Genomic DNA, 18,238 nt, shown 5'->3' with positions numbered 1-18,238 from the left:
CAAATCATGCCATGTGTTTGTGTGATGAAAACCTTTAAATATACGCAAGCTGCAAAATATTCGCGGTTCATTATCTGACATAGACGATACAAATAAAAGAAACTAACCGACTGTTATGTACTCTTATGGTAAGTCCATCACTGTGTCATCAACACTATAAAACGGATCTTATGCATTTAGACTGAGCCGCATTCACTGATACTTAGCAATTGGCAATTTACTAAGGTTTTAGCGCCAGAACTATACTATTCCATTCCAATGCATAGCTAACTTCCCACAAACTACAGCCTGCTTATGATTGGTGACTTTCTCAAACCCCAATGGTAAAAGACTCTACCCTACAACCTAAAAGTATATTTAGCATTAATGCCGTAATAATATTGATAACGAAAATGATTATCATTACAATAGACGCTTAACATACTTGCTGGAAAACCCAATGCAACTGTCTCGCTTATATTCTGCTTTATCTCGCATCAATACTGTAAAAACATCTCGCCACACGCGATCATCAAGCGCGCGGCACTCAGCCTATCTGTCTACATCAATACTATTATTAGGCGCAAGTCATGCAGCATGGGCGCAGACAGATATAAACACTGATTCTTCGTCTGTCTCTCCCAGTGTGGTGCTTGATACCATCGTCGTCACCAGTAGCGCCGATGCGTCAGCGTCTGGACTACCGAGCGCTTATGAGGGCGGACAAGTCGCAACCGGTAGCCGTGTTGGACTCTTGGGTAATCAAGATATTATGGATACTCCTTTCTCCACCACCTCATACACCAATGAATACATCACCAACCAGCAAGCACAAAGCGTAGGCGATCTACTCAAAAAAGACCCAACCGTGCGTGTCGCTAGAGGTTATGGTAATTTCCAAGAAGCGTACTTTATGCGCGGCTTTGTGACTACCTCAGATGACACCATGTTCAATGGTCTATACGGTATTCTACCAAGACAATACATCGCAACTGAACTGTTCGAGCGCGTTGAGGTTCAACGCGGAGCATCAGCGATGTTAAATGGTGCTGCACCTAGCGGTAATAATGCGGGCGGTACTATCAACCTACTACCTAAACGGGCTGACAATGATCCTCTGCGTGAGATAACGGTTGGCTATGGTCAAGGTGATCAAGGTAAAGTCGCAATAGATGTCGGTAATCGCTTTGGTACGGGTGACGCCATTGGTGTGCGCTTCAATGCCGCCTATCAAGATGGTGACAGCGCTATCGATGATGAATCCTCAACTTTAGGACTAGCAGCGCTTGGTTTGGATTACAGAGCCGACAAGTACCGTTTATCCGCCGATCTTGGTTGGCAAGATAATAAGCTCAATGAGACGCGTACCAATGTCACGTTAGATGGTGTCACAGATGTGCCAAAAGCGCCAAAAGGTACGAAAAACTGGGCACAGCCTTGGACCTACTCTAACGAGGAAGACATCTTTGGTACTATTAGAGGTGAGTATGACTTTAATGACAGTATCACAGGCTACGGTGCCTATGGTATTCGAAGCAGTGACGAGTCCAACTCCTTGGCAAACCTCACCGTCACGGATGCCGACGGCACAGGCACGACTTATCGCTTCGATAATACTCGTGAAGATCTGGTGCAAAGTGCCCAGCTTGGACTACGGGGTAAGTGGCAAACAGGTAAGATTGATCACAATTGGGTACTAGCCGCTGATCTTTATGATCAAGAAGAAAAAGGCGCTTACGCTTTTGACTTTGGTAACCAACTCGCGACCAACCTCTATGATCCTATTGATTATGCTAATAACGCGTGGTCAAGTGCTGCTATTTTTGGTGGTGATCTAGATAATCCCAAACGTACGTCTGAGACCGAGCTACAGAGCGTTGCGCTCGCTGACACGCTCTCATTTTTTGATGACAAGCTAAAGACTACGGTAGGCGTGCGTCATCAGAATATAAAAACGACAAGCTATGACTATAATACTCAAGCTCAACTGTCTGCATATGATGAGAGTAAATGGTCCCCAAGTATCGGCATTGTCTATCAGCCGAGTATGGATTGGTCTATTTATAGCAACTACATCGAAAGCTTGGCTAAAGGTGCTACAGCACCATTGAATGACATCGATGGTAATACCTTGACTAATGCCGGGCAAAACTTAGATCCATATGTCAGTAAACAAACTGAAGTGGGCGTTAAATATGACAATGGTATGATTGGCAGCAGTCTAGCATTATTTAGTACTGATGAGCCACGTGCCTATATCAATGACGCCAGTACGTTTGTCGAAGCGGGTGAAAACCGTCACCAAGGTGCTGAGTTGACGGTCTTTGGTAGTCCAAGTGAGAACATGCGCCTCAATGCTGGTGTCAGCTACTTAAGTGCTAAGCAAAGAGACACGGGCAATGACGCACTAGATGGCAATAGAGTCATCGGCATTCCTACGCTTCAAAGCAATGTCAACCTAGAGTATGATTTAGCCGCAGTTGAAGGGTTAACGTTAACAGGCGATATTATCCACACAGGGGCACGTTACGCAGATGCTGCCAATACTCTAAAAGTTGATGGTTATACGACCTTAGATTTAGGGGCCCGCTATCGCACGATGCTTGGCGGACAAGATGTCACCCTCAAAGGCATGGTCACTAATGTCACGGATGAAGATTATTGGCAATCAGTCGGTGGTCTGCCAGGTTATGGTTACTTAAATGCTGGCGAACCCACTGCATTAAAAGTATCCGCAACGTTCGATTTCTAGACATCATTGAGTTCCATAGAAGGGACTAGGCGCGACCTACTCCCTTTTCTGCTATCAAAAATTTATACTATTACTGAGTCATTATGTCTTCTCGTGCCAGCACTTCTTTGTATCATATGATTTGGGCAAAGTATCGCTCGCCCTTTTTAAAAGTCATCTTACTCAACTTAATCAATGCTGCTGTTAGTGTCGGTATTATTGCTTATATCAATCATACCTTTATCAGCCAGCCTGTATTCAATACCTTATCGTGGGCAAGTTTAGGACAGTTTGTATTACTGGTACTATTATTGTTGATGACCACCTTTGTATCGCAATATGCACTGACATGCTTGGGGCACAAATTCGTCTATGAGCTCAGAACCAAACTGGTCAAGCAAATCATCGATACCACAGTTCCTCAAATCGATCATCTGGGTAGTGCACGGCTACTCGCCAGTCTATCCGCAGATATTCAGTCTATTACCGTCGCTTTCGTGCGTATGCCGGAGTTGGTACAAGGTGTTATTTTGGCTGTTGGTGTTGGGTTTTATCTGGGCTGGCTTTCGCTACCACTATTACTGATCGTGATGTTTTGGATTGCAATGACGATTTGGATCAGCACTATTTTGGTCAAGCATGTGTATCATCATCTAAGAGCCATTAGAGAGATTAACGATGCGCTGTATCAAGACTATCAGTCAATCATCGATGGTCGTAAAGAGCTGGCACTCAACCATCACCGTGCCGAGCAACTATACACGCATGACTTTTTAGAACACGCGGCAGCTTATAAAGAACGAGTGATCAAGTCTGACACTTATCATTTGTCAGCCGTGAACTGGTCTAATATTATGATGTTTGCCGCGATTGGTGTGGTATTTGCGGTGGCCAATTACCTGGGTATCTCGATGGGTATCGCCACTACCTTTTCTTTGACCATCCTATTTATGCAGTCACCACTGCTCCATGCTGTCGGTGCCTATCCAACCCTACAAACAGCTCAAGTTGCCCTAGACAAAATACAATCACTAGCGTTAGCTGAGCACCAGCCTACATTTCAAACAAGTGGTACTAGCCAGCATTGGCAGACCATCTCGCTAACTGATGTAAACTATCGCTACCATGTTTCTAGTAACGGTGTTTCCAGTAACGGTGTTTCCAGTAACGGTCTTCCTAGTGACAGTACCTCGAACAATACCGCTTTCAATGACAGCGAGGGTGACCATACCACTGGCAACGTTACTAGCAATATCTTAAAAGGTGTTAATCTGACGCTCAAACGAGGCGACGTGGTGTTCCTTATTGGGGCTAACGGAAGCGGGAAATCTACGCTTGCCAAGATTATTACGGGTATCTTTACCCCTACTACGGGCGCAGTGTATATCGATACACTGCGCGTTGAGCCGCACAACAATGCTGACTATAGACAGCTATACTCTGCTATCTTTAGCGATCAGCATCTATTTAAGCAACTGATTGGTCAGCAAGGACAGCAGCCTGATGAGTCTCTAGTAAGTGCGTGGCTGCATAAGTTGAACTTACAAGACAAAGTCAGTGTGACTGACAATCAATTGTCTACAGACAAGCTGTCACAAGGACAACGCAAACGCTTGGCTATGCTCATCGCGGTCGCTGAACAAAAAGATATCTTACTACTCGATGAGTGGGCGGCTGACCAAGATCCTGCGTTTCGCCGCGTGTTCTACCAGACACTGATACCTGAACTAAAAGCATTGGGTAAAACGCTGTTTATCATCAGCCACGATGATGGTTACTTTGAGCACGCTGATCGGTTACTGCTAATGAAAGAAGGTCGCCTCACTGAGCTCAATGCTGAAGAAAGACAACGCGCTAGTAAGGACGCCATTGCTATGTTGTCATAAAGACCATCTCGGTACAGAGCCAACTTAAACAATAGAAAAAAGCGGGGCGTCTCTTAACAAGATGCCCCGCTTTTTTAAATAAGAATAATTTTTTGAACCATTTATTTTAATAATCTGTGCAAAAACCCAACACGAGAAATCACTAAAAAGTCTAATAGCACAATCACCACAATCGCAATAATAGCGGTTGGGAATATGATAGCCACTATTAATAAAGGAATGGCGAGCGGCCACCACACTGTAAAGTGCTGCCCACGTGCTGGCGGGTTTAACCCACTGCTCTGACTAGCATGACGCGGGCGACGTTGCCACCACATGACATAACCGCTGACACAGATAGCGATTACTGCAAGGCAAAATAGCACATTGGCAAGTACACTCCACCATCCAAGCGTACCCATATGCAGCGCAATACCAGCCGCCATAAATTTACCAAAAGCATTATAATCATCGAAGCGTATATCCGCCAAGATATTGCCCGAATAGCGGTCGATATGTACCGTACGGTCTGCTGTTGGACTTTTCATATCATAGCTCATTGAATCTTGGCTAATGGTCCAGACGCCTCTACTGCCTTGTGGTAGGTTTAGTTGATAGCGCCCTACAAACCCCATCTCACGAGCGAACCGATCTACCGTATCTATCATAATAGGTATATTGGTAGCGATACCATTTTCACCCATAGTTGTGCCTGATGCTGGCATCGGCGTCAGTTCAAGGACCCAAGGCACTTCTTTAGTGCTTCCTGAGTTTAAGGCGCTACCATGTGTAGGTACGTCAGACGCGGCTGCACCATGTACATGTGGTGCTGCTGCAGATTCCTGCATGGTGCTATGTTGGCTATGATCAATAGATACTGGCACTGGTGCCACACCCCACTTACCCGCAGGGAACTGGCTCCATGCTTGCACGACTCTCTCGCCCCATACGCCTGCCCATGCCATTCCTGAAATACAAAAAAACAGCAGTAATATAGAGACCCAACTGCCGAGCGTGGCATGAATGGTACGCATAAAAGACCGTTTTTTCTTACTGGTTGCCGTATCGTTAGGTATTAACATCGCTTTGACGGACTTGCGTTTTTGCCACCAGAGGTACCAGCCAGACAATATCATCAATATAGTCAAGGACGCCGCGGTCTCTAGGAGGTAATCACCAACTTTTCCAATCAACAAATCACTGTGAATATCATTAAAGGTGCTATATAGCCCGCTATTAGACGGTGTACTTTGGACGATATCAGCCGTATAGGGATTGACCGCCACCATGTTGCTGTGTTCGTCTGATTTTATCTGAAACAAGGCGACCGTATCTGTATCGCGAGGCGCGATATACTTAACCAGTGTGCTATTGGGCAAAGTGCTCAGCGCGTTTTTGGCTTGGATAGAAACAGGTGCTTGGCTGGTCAACTCTGGTATAGCCACGGTGAGACGATCATCATCACGGCCTGCAGTGTTGGACATGAACAGCATACCAAGTGCAGTGATGGCCAAAACAATCAAAAAAGGCGCCGCGAATATCCCAGCATAAAAGTGCCAACGCCATACCGTAAAGTAGCGTTGGTTGTTCGTGGGTTTCGGCATAGGTTCGTTCATAAATATGGCCTTTAGCGCTTTTTAGTCACTGATAAACAAGAGCGCTCTATCAGTAGTTGCCCTTAACAATGCTTACTGGTTTACTTAAGCCCAAATAGACGCCTGCATCATACGAGAAAAGCCCTATAAACGCTATTACTTGTGGCAGTAATTATCGATAAGTTACGCCTTTTAGCGGATAGACGGTACCTACTAGCGTTGATGATGATAACTACTGGTCATGTACAGACTATAGACACAGCACCATCTCGCTTAATATCCCTCTACAACCTTTTTATTTGTAAATTTTAATGATAATGATTATCGTTAATGTTATTATTCCTTTTCTTCTATTTCTGGTACTCAATAACACCTTACAAGGAAACATGATGCGTTCTGTCTCAACGTCCAAATCCATTCGCCAAAAACGTTTAACCTTAGCCGTCCAACTGGGACTAGCAATGGGTCTGAGCCATTCAGCCTATGCTGAGAACCCCACAAACAGTATCGAAAACAATACGGCTAACAATACTGAAAATAACGTAATTGAGACAAGCGTAGAAAACTCTCTAGATACTAATAAAGTGGGCAATGACATAGCGCCATCGACTACCTTAGACGCTATTACCGTCTATTCAGATGGCTATCGCAGTACCGGTACCAAAACTGCATTGGACCCAGACGATGCGCCAATGAGCTATACCAGAATCGATCAAGACTTATTACAAAAACGACAAGCAGATAGCGTTAATGCGGCTCTACGTTATGAGCCAGGCGTGAGCACTGAAAGCCGTGGCACAGTATCGATATTTGATGAGTACAACATCCGCGGGTTCAAAACTTACTCTAATTTTTATGATGGACTGAGACTACCCTACGATGGCGCTTGGAACCTTATGCCGCAAGTCGACGTCTATGCGACAGAGGCAGTAGAAATTATCAAAGGACCAGCATCCTCGCTTTATGGCTACGCAGCACCTGGAGGTATGGTCAACCAAATAGCCAAGACACCCAAAAGCACACAAGAAAATGAAGTACAGCTGCGATTCGGTAATCAAAACCTAAAGGAAGTCGCCGTCGATAGCACAGGTCCCATCACAGACACGCTGAACTACCGACTAGTGGCGCTAAAACGTCAAAAAGACGGTCAAATGCAAACCACTGAAGAAGAGCGATTGCTGATTAACCCATCGCTTGAATGGCAAGCGACCGACGATGTCTCTGTACTTGCTAATTTGTTTTATCAAGATGATCCAGAGATGGTGCCCTCTACCCCATTACCTGCTATCGGTACGGTCTACAAAGCAAGCTATGGCAAATTGAACAGTGACGCCTATGCAGGTGATGAATGGAATAAATTTAGCAAAGAAGTCTTTATGCCAAGTGTCACCGTGAACTGGGATATCAATGATCAGTTGACCTTTAAACACATCACGCGCTATACCGATGCTGAGGCGCAGCAGCGCAATATGTACAATAGAGGGTTTGTAGAAGGTAGTGACACGATTCTCAATCGCGTCGCCTATACCACTGATGAGAACATGAATAACTGGACCACAGACAATCAACTGGCCTATACATTTGATACTGGCAACACCTCACATAACTTATTGTTTGGTGCTGAATATCAAGAGACAGACAGCAGCGCGATTTACTATGATGCTGGTGCAAATGGCACGCCAAATCTTGACTTGTCTAATCCAGACTTTTCACAAATAAATACGGCTACGCTACCGCTGGATACCTATCGTCAGACACAAGATATCGAACAAAGCCAGCTTGGATTCTATGTGCAAGACGAAATGAAGTGGCAAGATTTAACCGTTGTCGCTGGACTACGTCACGACAACTTTGAGAGTACGACTAAGCAAACTGACGCCTCTCAAGGTGCAGTTTATAATAACGAGACGTTTGGTAATGATGCATCAGAGACCAGCGGCCGTTTTGCTGCGATTTATGATTTTGACAATGGACTCTCCCCATTTGTCAGCTATTCAGAGTCGTTCCAGCCTGTGGTTGGTAGCAACTTTACTACCAATGAACCCTTTGACCCTAGCACTGCTGATCAGCTCGAAGCTGGGGTGAAGTACTTGTCTCCAGATCGTGCGACCAAAGGAACGTTAGCCGTATTCGATATCACACAGCAAAATGTCGTCGTCACCAATCCCGCTGACTATCGACAGAAAGTTCAAACGGGTGAGATTGAATCACAAGGGTTTGAGATATCAGGCAGTCGCATGCTTAATGACTGGGTAGACGTGGCTGCAAGCTACAGCTATACCGATGCTGAGATTACCGAAGATGAGTTCAATCCAGATGTGGTCGGCAACACTCCTGCCCAAACGGCGAAGCACAAAGCCACGCTATGGGCAGACTACTATGCGACAGACAAACTGACTCTAAATGCTGGCGTTCGCTATGAAGATGGCATGCAGATCGATAAGCAAAACTCAGACGAGCTCCCAAGCGTGACGTTGGTCGATATTGGTGGTAGTTATCAGATTAACCCTATGCTCGCGCTGGGTGCTAGTATCAATAATCTGTTTGACAAGACTTACGTCGGCGCTTGTTACGATACCGAGAACTGCTGGATGGGACCTGAACGCCAAATGTCCGTCAGTCTAAAAGCCAATTTTTAAACCTTATGAGCTCAGTTATCGTTAGAATGGTGTTTGGCAGTCGACCATTCTAGCGATGTGTTTTTAAGATAATATAGATTTTTAAGATAATAGAGTATCAAAGCAGTGCTCTTGCCTTATAAACTATCAAACGAACGTACATAATAGTTTGAGCACCAATGTTATACGCGAAAAGCTACACGCGCTAAAAGAAGGAAGATAATATATGGCAAAACCAACCCCTAGATTACTTGATGTTATTGGTAGCAGATACCTCACCCCAAACATGTGCCGTGTCACGCTTGGTGGCACAGGACTGACTGATTTTCCAGTGGATCAAGAAAGCGCTTATATCAAACTGATGTTTCCTCAAGGCGAGGATGCAAAGCCAGTGGTACGTACCTACACCGTCAGCGTTCAGCGCGATGATGAGATAGACGTTGATTTTGCCTTACATGAGGCTGCAGGCCCTGCATCGACGTGGGCACGCAACACTCAAGCTGGTGATCAAGTACTAGTAGGCGGACCCGGACCCAAAAAACTCATCAACAGTGACGCCGATTGGTTTTTGTTAGTCGGTGATATGACGGCGCTACCAGCAATCACGGTCAATCTGGCACAATTGCCTGCTGATGCACGTGGCTATGCGGTACTTGAGATCACCTCTGAAGCTGATAAGCAAGCACTCAAAAAACCAGATAACGTCGAGATTCATTGGGTAATTAACGCGCATCCAAATGCAGATAGCAGCCCTTTGTTTGACTCGGTCAAATCATTGACTTGGCTTAAGGGACAGCCTGCAGCTTGGGCGGCTTGCGAGTTCCATAGCATGCGCGCACTGCGCCAGTATTTTAAAATGGAGCGCGACATACCAAAGACGCATTTATATGTGTCTAGCTACTGGAAAGTCGACAGCACAGAGGATCAGCATAAAGTGGTGAAAAGTCAGGATGCCCAAACGGCAGAGCAATAAATACAGATTTTAAATTCAAAAAAGGCGTAGCTCATATGAGTCACGCCTTTTTTTATTAAACCTCACCTATCATGCCTCAATCACCTTCCCCCTCTTCCACCCGACTAATCGTCAGCCCCGTAAAACCAAATAGCAGCGTCAGTAGCAGTGACAAATAACAAAAGAACGCATACGGTAGATACTCTAATACTGGCACTCCTAATGCCTGACTGATAAACACCCCGCACACACTCCATGGTACCAGTGGATTAATCACCGTCCCTGCATCCTCAATCGTCCGCGACAAATTCTTAGGATGCAATTGCAGGCGCTCAAACGTCGAACGAAATGCTGTACCGGATAATAGAATACTTAAATACTGCTCACCAATCAGCACATTGATGCTGAGTGCCGACATCGCTGCTGCAAAGATCGCTCGTCCTGATGTCGTCAGTGTATTCTTAATACCAGACAGTAATGCTGGCAGAATACCCAGTGCCGTTAACAGACCGCCTAAACTCAGCGCCAATATCACAATCGCCTGTGTAAAGAACATACTCTGTACACCGCCACGCGACAGCATACCGCCCACCTCACCCAGCTCTAATGACTCAGCAGGCGCATAGCCTGCAAACAAATAACCACCCAATTGACCAAAGCTTGGTGAACTGTGGATATAAGTAATAATCAATGCTGCTGCAATCGTACAGATAATTGTATAAATCGCATTGACCCGAAACAGTGCCAATCCAACTAGTATGATAAACGGCTGTACCGAATACCCATGTACCAAACCACTGTCTATCAGCTGTCCTTGTAATATAGTCACTTGACTCAGATCAGCGCCGGTCGTCTGGTCTGAAAACATCCAAAACAATATCACTGTCAGTATCCATGCAGGGACTGTCGTATACATCATATTGCGAATGTGCTCAAACAGATCAATACCGACTACTGAGGACGCAATCGTACAAGTATCAGATAAGGGCGACATCTTATCACCGAAGAACGCCCCTGATACCACTGCCCCAGCCGCTATCGCCACATTGGCATCAAAGGCATTACTCATGCCGATAAATGCCACACCAAGCGTTGCAGCAGTCGTCAAACTACTGCCTAGAGCAATACCGATAATAGAGGTTAAGACAAAGGCAGAGATATAGTAGTACTCAGGTGAGATCAGCTCAAAGCCCACATACATGAGCGTTGGAATAGCCCCTGACATCATCAACGCTGCCACCATGAGACCGATAAAGAAGAACAGATAGATGGCACCGATACCGCGCATGACCCCTGAGGCCATTTGCGCTTGCATGTCGTCAAAGCTGAGACCTTTAGTCATACCGATAGCCAGTAGCACACAGATGGCAAGGATAAGAGACAGGTGTGGTACCCAGCCAAAGCCGATCATGGTGATGCCCATGATACCGATGACGATGGCGGAGATGATAAAGGCGAGCTTGGCACTGATCTCGGTAAGTGGTTTTGGTGGCATGACACATCCTTAAAATGCCAGTAGATACTGGCATTAGAGTGGGTTTGAATTTGGGAGTGTTAATTTTATAGCGTTAAAAAACGGGTTTGCTAGCGAATAACCGAATGGCTTATGCGTTACTTATCAAGTAGTTTATCGGTCTTAGCCGCCATGACGAAGTCATTACGATGCAACCCTTTGATGCTATGTGACCACCATGTGACGGTCGCTTTGCCCCACTCTACCAGTATGCCCGGATGATGCCCTTCTGCTTCAGCGATATCTGCCAGTTGATTGGCAAATGCCATCGCTGCGACGAAATTTTTAAATTTGTACTGACGCTGCAATTGCTGGATGCCATCTATCTCAATCAATGACCAATCAGGAATTTGTGTTAATAGCTCACGTGCCTCAGCATCGTCGACTTTCGGTGCGCCAATGCGGCAGGCTTCGCAGCTGCTTTGCGATAGTGCTGTCATAATAAAATCCTTTTAAGTTGTTTGTTTTTAATAGCTGTTTCTCTAATACTCGTATATCCATATTGAAATAGCTTTAGCGCTACTTCAATACTCCGTACTGAAATGACTGCATTGATGTTTATGTTTATATTTGAATTTTAACGAGTTTTTTCTGGATAAGTCGGCTGAAACAACCCAAGTGACATCGCCTGCTTGACCGTCCCCATGATGTCACTATCGACGATATCAAATAGCATGTCTAATTCGTCAATCACATAGTAAATCGGCTGTATTTGATCGATACGATAAGGCGTACGCAATACATCAAGCAAATCAAATGCACGGTGCTCAGGTTGGGGGCTAGGCTGCTGTTTGGATGTATCTTGTACCGTCTGATCAAGCGCATAGATTGTTTCAGAAGGTGAGCTTAAGATACCGCCGCCATAGATTCTACGGTCCTCAAGCTGACTACCGACCAACCCAAACTCGATAGTAAACCAATAGAGCCGTGCTAAAAACCATCTTTCTTCCTTGGTCGCACTCAGACCCAACTTACCATAGGTTTCGTTAAACGTCGCAAATGCTGGATGGGTCAATAGCGGACAATGGCCAACAATTTCATGAAAAATATCTGGCTCTTCGATATAGTCCATATCGCAGGGCCTGCGAATAAACGTCGCCACAGGAAAAGATTTATTGGCGAGCAGTTTAAAAAACTTACCAAAGCTAATCAATGCAGGCACCGCTGCGGTTTGCCAACCTGTGGTCGCTTGCAATACCTCATCGATGTCTTGCAGTTGCGGGATACGAGTCGCCGATAGATTCAATTTGGTCAAACCCTCTAGATACGCATTACATGCGCGGTTGGGGATTTGCTCAGCTTGACGCGTAAGCAACGCTTGCCACATTGAATTTTCATTATCACTATAATGAATATGACCGTTGGCATCTGGCTGATGTGAGATATAGGGCTGCTTTTTATCGGTCGCGTTATGATGAGCAGACGTATCACCGCCCTGCTGATTGGCCACAGAACTATTGACACCGATGGCTGTATTAGGAGAATCTATCTGTGAGAGGCGTTCCATGCCTGTGTTCCTTTTATCGCAGTGAGTACATTACCTTTATACTTACACTTGTCAGTAATGTACTTATTGAAGAGTGCTTATATCGGACAAGCCAAACTCCTTTTGCCTTGTCCGTTTGTTTTTTAAATTTTTTCTAGATGTAGCGTGGCCTACGGCGTTTCTGTTTCTGATTGATTGGTCTCTTGCTGACCGACCGTGCCACGACGCACTTGGTCACGCTCTATCGATTCAAACAACGCTTTGAAATTACCTTCACCGAACCCATCTGCATAGTCACCTTTACGCTGGATAAATTCAAAGAACACTGGGCTACCCAAGATAGTTTCGGAGAAAATCTGTAGCAGTAGACGCGGTGCGCCGCCCTCTGTCGTGCCGTCTAGCAAGATACCGCGCGTTTGTAGATCCGCGACGTTTTCACCGTGGTTTGGCAAGCGCTCACTAAGCATTTCATAATAAGAGGCAGTAGGTGCAGTCATAAGCGGAATACCAGCGGCTTTTAGCTTATCGATACTGGCAAACAAGTCATCACTAGCCAGCGCAATGTGCTGAATGCCTTCACCATTGAAATGCATCAAGTACTCTTCGATCTGTCCACCGCCCTGCTTGGCTTCTTCATTGAGTGGAATACGGATTTTTCCATCTGGCGCGGTCATGGCTTTACTGGCCAGTCCTGTATACTCACCCTTAATATCAAAATAGCGAATCTCACGGAAATTAAAGATACGCTCATAGAATTTTGCCCAGTACGCCATGCGTCCACGGTAGACATTATGTGTCAGATGATCGATGACTTTAAAACCATGTCCGACGGGATTTCTGTCCACATCTGCAAAAAACTCAAAGTCAACATCATAGATAGACGCCCCCTCTTCATAACGGTCAATCAAATAGATTAATGAGCCGCCAATACCCTTAATCGCTGGTAGCCTGAGCTCCATTACGCCTGTTGGCACGTCTACGGGCTGCGCGCCCATCTCAATAGCACGCTCATAGGCTTTTTTGGCGTCTTTTACCCGAAATCCCATGCTGCAAGCGCCTGCGCCGTGCTCTTCAACGAAGTAACTGGCTTGGCTTTTTGGCTCACGGTTTAGGATAAGGTTGATGTCCCCTTGACGATATAACGCAACGTCTTTTGATCTGTGATTGGCCACATGAGAAAAGCCAAGCTGCTTAAACAATGCATCGACCGCATAAGGCTGCGGGGATGCAAACTCGACGAAATCAAACCCATTTAGTCCCATTGGGTTGTCAAATAAATCTGCCATTGCAATCATCCTTAATGTCAATTAGTAGTAAAGTCGATTAATGAGTAGTAAATAGTCAATCAATAATGAAAGTCGCTAAAACGGTTCGTAATGAATCTTTATTGTTGACGTTGTATTTATATTAGATTAGCTTTATTTATAAGACTAATTGTTTTTTATGATTTATTTATCAGGTTTACTTATGAATATTAGCATTCGCCAATTAAACGCCTTTATCAAAGTCGCTGACAATGGCAGTTTCACTCGTGCCAGCGAGCAGATGTATCTGACCCAGTCTGCTGTCAGTGGACTGATCAAAGAGCTTGAGTCTGGTCTTGGTATCGTGCTGTTTGATCGCACTACCCGCCAGCTGTCTCTGTCGGCAGTGGGACGGCACCTACTGCCACAAGCGCGGCGTATCTTAAATGAGATGCAGTTGTTCGAAAACGAAGCGAGCAGCTTGACCAGCTTGGCACAAGGTCAGGTACGCTTGGCAGTATCACAGTTTGCCGCGTCCTCCCTGCCGGCGGTCATCGCTCAGTTTGCCAAACAGCATCCCAATATCAGCGTGTCATTATTGGATTGTTCAGCAGAAAATTTGCTCAAGCATGTTCAAGATATTGAGGTTGATTTGGGCGTGGGGACTGAGCTGGGTGTCTTTGAGGTAGAAGACGATATTGGCGCTGACTTGTTGTATCAGCTACCCTTTTGTGTGGTCATGCCAGATAGTCATGTATTGGCCGAGCAAAATGAAATCACTTGGCAGGATTTATTAGATATTCCACTCATCACCCTACAAGGTCCGTTTCTTGAGCAAGTGACCGCAGAGCTCGATGATTCTATCTCCGCTCACGTTCAACAAGCTAGATACAAGGTGAACTTTATGTCCACCGCGCTTGAGATGACCCGCCAAGGGTTTGGCATTACCTTATGCCTCCCCTATATGCCTGAGGTTATTGATTGGGTCAGCGCTAATGGTCTACAAATGCGACCACTCACGCAGCCTGTCAAGATGCGGCAATTCTTTATCTATCAACGAGCTTCTCGGGCTTTGTCTCCGGCTACGGTTGCCTTTAAGCAGTTTTTGCAAACGTACTTTGCCACCCACTACAACGACTTGCATCAGTCTGACACACTGGCGATTAAGTGATAAATCACGACTCAAACGCTTCTGCTAGATAGATGGACAGATGCGCAAAAAAGATATTTGGTGATTTATTTGGTTAATTATCAAAGATAGCGCACTCTCGTGTTGAGTTCATCGGCAATTTGCTCTATGATTTTCGGCTGCTTGGTTTATATTCTTATAAGGAAATGGCATGTTTGAACGTATCGATTATTACGCTGGTGATCCAATTTTGGGTCTGATGGAAAAATACTCAGCAGATAGCAATCCTAACAAGGTCAACTTAGGTATTGGCATCTATTATGATGAGAATGGCGTACTACCTGTGCTCGACTGTGTAAAAACAGCCGAAGCGCGTATTGCTGATCCTGTCTCTCCTCGTCCCTACTTACCAATGGCGGGTTTGCCTGGACACCGCAAAGGCTGTCAGGAATTATTGTTCGGTAAAGACGCCCAAATTTTAAAAGACGGTCTGGTCGCAACGATTGCCACTATCGGCGGTTCTGGCGCTCTAAAAGTAGGTGCCGAATTTATCAATCAATGGTTCCCGCAATCTAAATGCTATGTGAGCGATCCTACGTGGGGCAACCATATCGCTATTTTTGAAGGTTCTGACGTTGAAGTAGGCAAATACCCCTACTACGACAAAGCCAATAGCAGCATCAAATTTGATGAAATGATTGCGTTTTTTGAAACAATGAACAAAAACGATGTCGTCTTGCTGCACCCTTGCTGCCACAACCCAACGGGCTTGGATTTAACCCAAGCACAATGGGATACGGTACTTAATGTCATCAAAGCGCGTGAATTGATTCCATTCATGGATATCGCTTACCAAGGGTTTGGCGAAGATATGGACAGCGATGCTTACGCTATTCGTAAAGCCGTTGAAATGAAGCTGCCACTTTTTGTCAGCAACTCGTTCTCTAAGAATTTGTCGCTATATGGCGAGCGTGTTGGCGGTCTGTCAGTCGTCTGTCTCACCGTAGATGAAACCGAGCGCGTATTTGGTCAGCTAAATGCGATGGTACGTCGTATCTATTCGAGCCCGCCATCACATGGTGGTCGTGTGGTCGATATCGTCATGAACGATGAAGCCTTACATGAGCAATGGGTGAGCGAAGTCTATGCCATGCGCGATCGTATCAAAGCCATGCGTCTAAAACTAAAATCAGTCTTAGAAGCAAAAATTCCTAACCGTAACTTTGACTACATCACTCGTCAAAACGGTATGTTTAGCTTTACTGGTCTGACGCCTGAGCAGGTCGAGCGCTTGCAAAGCGAGTTTGGTATTTATATGGTATCTAACTCGCGTATGTGTGTGGCTGGCCTAAATACCAGCAACATCGACTATGTCGCCAACGCAATGGCAGACGTCCTAAAAGGCTAGCGTTATCAGAAAGCTATCGTAATAAATAATAAAAAAGCCGAGCAATTGCTCGGCTTTTTTGTGCTTACCTTTTGCCCTTCTAATCGAAGTGTTTGATCAACCAAGCAGAGTTAATGCTAAAAATAACACTCGTTTTACTTAGGCTATTTTTACAATAGCGTAATGACAGCCCCTCGTAGGATGAGTCATAAAGCACAATCCACAAAAAGCTTGCAATCAATATATCAATAAATTACATTATACGTAAGTAATTAACTATAACGTAATTCACTATATTTTTAGCAAGGAGCAAATCATGTCAACGATTGACAACAACCTCACCTCTTTTATAGATATAGCTGCTGACTCTGACTTTTCTATTCACAATCTACCTTATGGCATCTTTAGCGACACTCAAGATAGCACTCGTCGTGCAGGCGTTGCCATTGGTGAGCATGTGCTTGATTTGTCCGTACTAGAGACAGAAGGGTTATTGAGTTTACAAGGCGGCCCTTACTTTGACCAACCTACCTTAAACGCCTTTATTGACTCTGGCCCAGACAATTGGGCGCACGCACGCACGACTATTCAAACGCTACTGTCTAGCGACAATGCCACCTTGCGTGACGATGCCGAATTGCAAAAAAAGGTGCTGCTCAAGCAAGCAGACGTCACCATGCATCTGCCCGTTCAAGTACCAGGATTTACTGACTTTTATTCGTCTAAAGAGCACGCCACCAATGTCGGTACTATGTTTCGCGACCCAAACAATGCCCTACTCCCCAACTGGACCGAAATGCCAGTCGGTTACAACGGGCGCGCCAGTACTGTCATCGTTAGCGGCATGGATATCGTGCGTCCATCAGGTCAGTTAAAGCCAAACCCTGATGAGCGTCCTGTTTTTTCTGCCTGTAAGCGCTTAGATTTTGAGTTAGAAACGGCGTTTATCGTGGGCAAAGGCAATCGTATCGGTCAACCAATCGCTGTCGATGAGGCAGCTAGTCATATCTTTGGCATGGTACTACTCAATGACTGGTCTGCTCGAGATATTCAAAAGTGGGAATATGTACCGCTAGGACCATTCAATGCCAAAACGTTTGCCTCCCAAGTCTCCCCTTGGATTGTCACTATGGAGGCATTGGCGCCGTTTAGTACCGCGTGCCCAGTCCAAGAACCTAAGCCACTTGCTTATCTAAACGAAAAAGACAGCGATAGCAGTTTTGATATCACTCTATCCGTTGAGCTACTGCCTGAAAATGTAAAAACGGCTACGGTCATTTGCGAGACCAATTTCAAATATATGTACTGGTCAATGGCACAGCAGTTGACGCACCACACTATAACGGGCTGCAAAGTAGAAGTCGGCGATATGATGGGTTCAGGCACTATTTCAGGGCCAACGCCTGATTCTTATGGCTCGATGCTAGAGATTGCATGGAATGCTACCAAGCCCGTCACACTTGAAGGTGGGGCAACCCGTAGCTTCATCGAAGATGGTGACACAGTCATTATGAAGGGCTATAGCGAAAAAGACGGCATTCGTGTTGGGTTTGGTGAAGTACGCGGCACCGTGCTGCCTGCGCTTAACTTTGACTTTAACAAATAGCAGTTGATGAATAGTAACTGAGAAGAGTATTCATCGAATGACACTGATATAGAAATAGTAAAAAGGCGTGTAAAAGCTCATGTAGGCTGATAGGAAGAGAAGCGCATTCACTTAATCATAGTTATGTGAATCA

12 protein-coding genes are annotated in these 18,238 nt (G+C 45.4%); 7 read left to right on the top strand and 5 right to left on the bottom strand.

The window, feature by feature from the left end:
- Nucleotides 1-439 precede the first annotated feature (439 nt).
- Together AC5JPY_RS00925 and AC5JPY_RS00920 are read left to right on the top strand one after the other, a co-directional pair.
- A complete protein-coding gene (locus tag AC5JPY_RS00925) occupies nucleotides 440-2,731 on the top strand; it encodes a TonB-dependent receptor (RefSeq protein ID WP_443523999.1) in 2,292 nt (763 codons plus the stop codon).
- Between the two features lie 83 nt (nucleotides 2,732-2,814).
- Nucleotides 2,815-4,596: an ATP-binding cassette domain-containing protein gene (locus AC5JPY_RS00920; RefSeq protein ID WP_493851784.1), complete on the top strand. Its 1,782-nt coding sequence runs from the start codon at nucleotides 2,815-2,817 to the stop codon at nucleotides 4,594-4,596.
- Between the two features lie 101 nt (nucleotides 4,597-4,697).
- Here the strand turns inward: AC5JPY_RS00920 and AC5JPY_RS00915 are convergent, their stop codons facing one another.
- On the bottom strand, nucleotides 4,698-6,191 hold the full coding sequence (locus AC5JPY_RS00915) for a PepSY-associated TM helix domain-containing protein (RefSeq protein WP_493851783.1): 1,494 nt from the start codon (nucleotides 6,189-6,191) through the stop codon (nucleotides 4,698-4,700).
- Between the two features lie 368 nt (nucleotides 6,192-6,559).
- Between AC5JPY_RS00915 and AC5JPY_RS00910 the strand changes: the two genes are divergently transcribed.
- Together AC5JPY_RS00910 and AC5JPY_RS00905 are read left to right on the top strand one after the other, a co-directional pair.
- Complete coding sequence (locus AC5JPY_RS00910; RefSeq protein ID WP_493851782.1) at nucleotides 6,560-8,809, top strand: TonB-dependent siderophore receptor; 2,250 nt, start codon at nucleotides 6,560-6,562, stop codon at nucleotides 8,807-8,809.
- Nucleotides 8,810-9,014: 205 nt separating this feature from the next.
- Entirely contained in the window at nucleotides 9,015-9,761 is a 747-nt protein-coding gene (locus tag AC5JPY_RS00905) for a siderophore-interacting protein (protein ID WP_493851781.1), read from the top strand.
- 76 nt (nucleotides 9,762-9,837) lie between these two features.
- On the opposite strand, the gene AC5JPY_RS00900 is transcribed toward AC5JPY_RS00905, so the two are convergent.
- The 4 genes from AC5JPY_RS00900 to hppD all read right to left on the bottom strand — a co-directional run bounded on the left by AC5JPY_RS00900 (nucleotide 9,838) and on the right by hppD (nucleotide 14,025).
- Complete coding sequence (locus AC5JPY_RS00900; protein ID WP_493851780.1) at nucleotides 9,838-11,235, bottom strand: Na+/H+ antiporter NhaC family protein; 1,398 nt, start codon at nucleotides 11,233-11,235, stop codon at nucleotides 9,838-9,840.
- Between the two features lie 116 nt (nucleotides 11,236-11,351).
- On the bottom strand, nucleotides 11,352-11,693 hold the full coding sequence (locus AC5JPY_RS00895) for a 4a-hydroxytetrahydrobiopterin dehydratase (RefSeq protein ID WP_443524006.1): 342 nt from the start codon (nucleotides 11,691-11,693) through the stop codon (nucleotides 11,352-11,354).
- Nucleotides 11,694-11,830: 137 nt separating this feature from the next.
- Entirely contained in the window at nucleotides 11,831-12,760 is a 930-nt protein-coding gene (phhA, locus tag AC5JPY_RS00890; RefSeq protein ID WP_493851779.1) for a phenylalanine 4-monooxygenase, read from the bottom strand.
- Nucleotides 12,761-12,909: 149 nt separating this feature from the next.
- Nucleotides 12,910-14,025 (bottom strand): 4-hydroxyphenylpyruvate dioxygenase, encoded by a 1,116-nt coding sequence (gene hppD / locus AC5JPY_RS00885; protein ID WP_493851778.1) that lies wholly within the window; start codon nucleotides 14,023-14,025, stop codon nucleotides 12,910-12,912.
- Nucleotides 14,026-14,206: 181 nt separating this feature from the next.
- Between hppD and AC5JPY_RS00880 the strand changes: the two genes are divergently transcribed.
- The 3 genes from AC5JPY_RS00880 (at nucleotide 14,207) to fahA (ending at nucleotide 18,105) form a co-directional block, all read left to right on the top strand.
- Nucleotides 14,207-15,154 carry a LysR family transcriptional regulator gene (locus AC5JPY_RS00880; RefSeq protein WP_493851777.1) on the top strand — a complete coding sequence of 316 codons (948 nt, stop codon included), beginning with the start codon at nucleotides 14,207-14,209 and terminating at the stop codon, nucleotides 15,152-15,154.
- A 169-nt stretch (nucleotides 15,155-15,323) separates the two neighbouring features.
- Nucleotides 15,324-16,520, top strand: coding sequence for an amino acid aminotransferase (locus AC5JPY_RS00875; protein WP_493851776.1), 1,197 nt, complete (start codon nucleotides 15,324-15,326; stop codon nucleotides 16,518-16,520).
- A gap of 295 nt (nucleotides 16,521-16,815) precedes the next feature.
- Nucleotides 16,816-18,105, top strand: a complete 1,290-nt coding sequence (gene fahA / locus AC5JPY_RS00870; protein ID WP_493851775.1) for a fumarylacetoacetase — start codon at nucleotides 16,816-16,818, stop codon at nucleotides 18,103-18,105.
- Nucleotides 18,106-18,238: the final 133 nt, after the last annotated feature.

Source organism: Psychrobacter sp. H27 (assembly GCF_059072655.1).
The sequence above is the reverse complement of the archived record's forward strand: the minus strand, read 5'-3'. Positions and strand labels throughout refer to the sequence as shown.

What these genes read in the sequence shown, in the direction of transcription:
- fahA (WP_493851775.1), top strand. Translation starts at nt 16,816, where the DNA reads ATGTCAACGATTGACAACAACCTCACCTCTTTTATAGATATAGCTGCT.
- AC5JPY_RS00875 (WP_493851776.1), top strand. Translation starts at nt 15,324, where the DNA reads ATGTTTGAACGTATCGATTATTACGCTGGTGATCCAATTTTGGGTCTG.
- AC5JPY_RS00925 (WP_443523999.1), top strand. Translation starts at nt 440, where the DNA reads ATGCAACTGTCTCGCTTATATTCTGCTTTATCTCGCATCAATACTGTA.
- AC5JPY_RS00900 (WP_493851780.1), bottom strand. Translation starts at nt 11,235, where the DNA reads ATGCCACCAAAACCACTTACCGAGATCAGTGCCAAGCTCGCCTTTATC.
- hppD (WP_493851778.1), bottom strand. Translation starts at nt 14,025, where the DNA reads ATGGCAGATTTATTTGACAACCCAATGGGACTAAATGGGTTTGATTTC.
- AC5JPY_RS00895 (WP_443524006.1), bottom strand. Translation starts at nt 11,693, where the DNA reads ATGACAGCACTATCGCAAAGCAGCTGCGAAGCCTGCCGCATTGGCGCA.
- AC5JPY_RS00915 (WP_493851783.1), bottom strand. Translation starts at nt 6,191, where the DNA reads ATGAACGAACCTATGCCGAAACCCACGAACAACCAACGCTACTTTACG.
- AC5JPY_RS00880 (WP_493851777.1), top strand. Translation starts at nt 14,207, where the DNA reads ATGAATATTAGCATTCGCCAATTAAACGCCTTTATCAAAGTCGCTGAC.
- AC5JPY_RS00910 (WP_493851782.1), top strand. Translation starts at nt 6,560, where the DNA reads ATGCGTTCTGTCTCAACGTCCAAATCCATTCGCCAAAAACGTTTAACC.
- phhA (WP_493851779.1), bottom strand. Translation starts at nt 12,760, where the DNA reads ATGGAACGCCTCTCACAGATAGATTCTCCTAATACAGCCATCGGTGTC.
- AC5JPY_RS00920 (WP_493851784.1), top strand. Translation starts at nt 2,815, where the DNA reads ATGTCTTCTCGTGCCAGCACTTCTTTGTATCATATGATTTGGGCAAAG.
- AC5JPY_RS00905 (WP_493851781.1), top strand. Translation starts at nt 9,015, where the DNA reads ATGGCAAAACCAACCCCTAGATTACTTGATGTTATTGGTAGCAGATAC.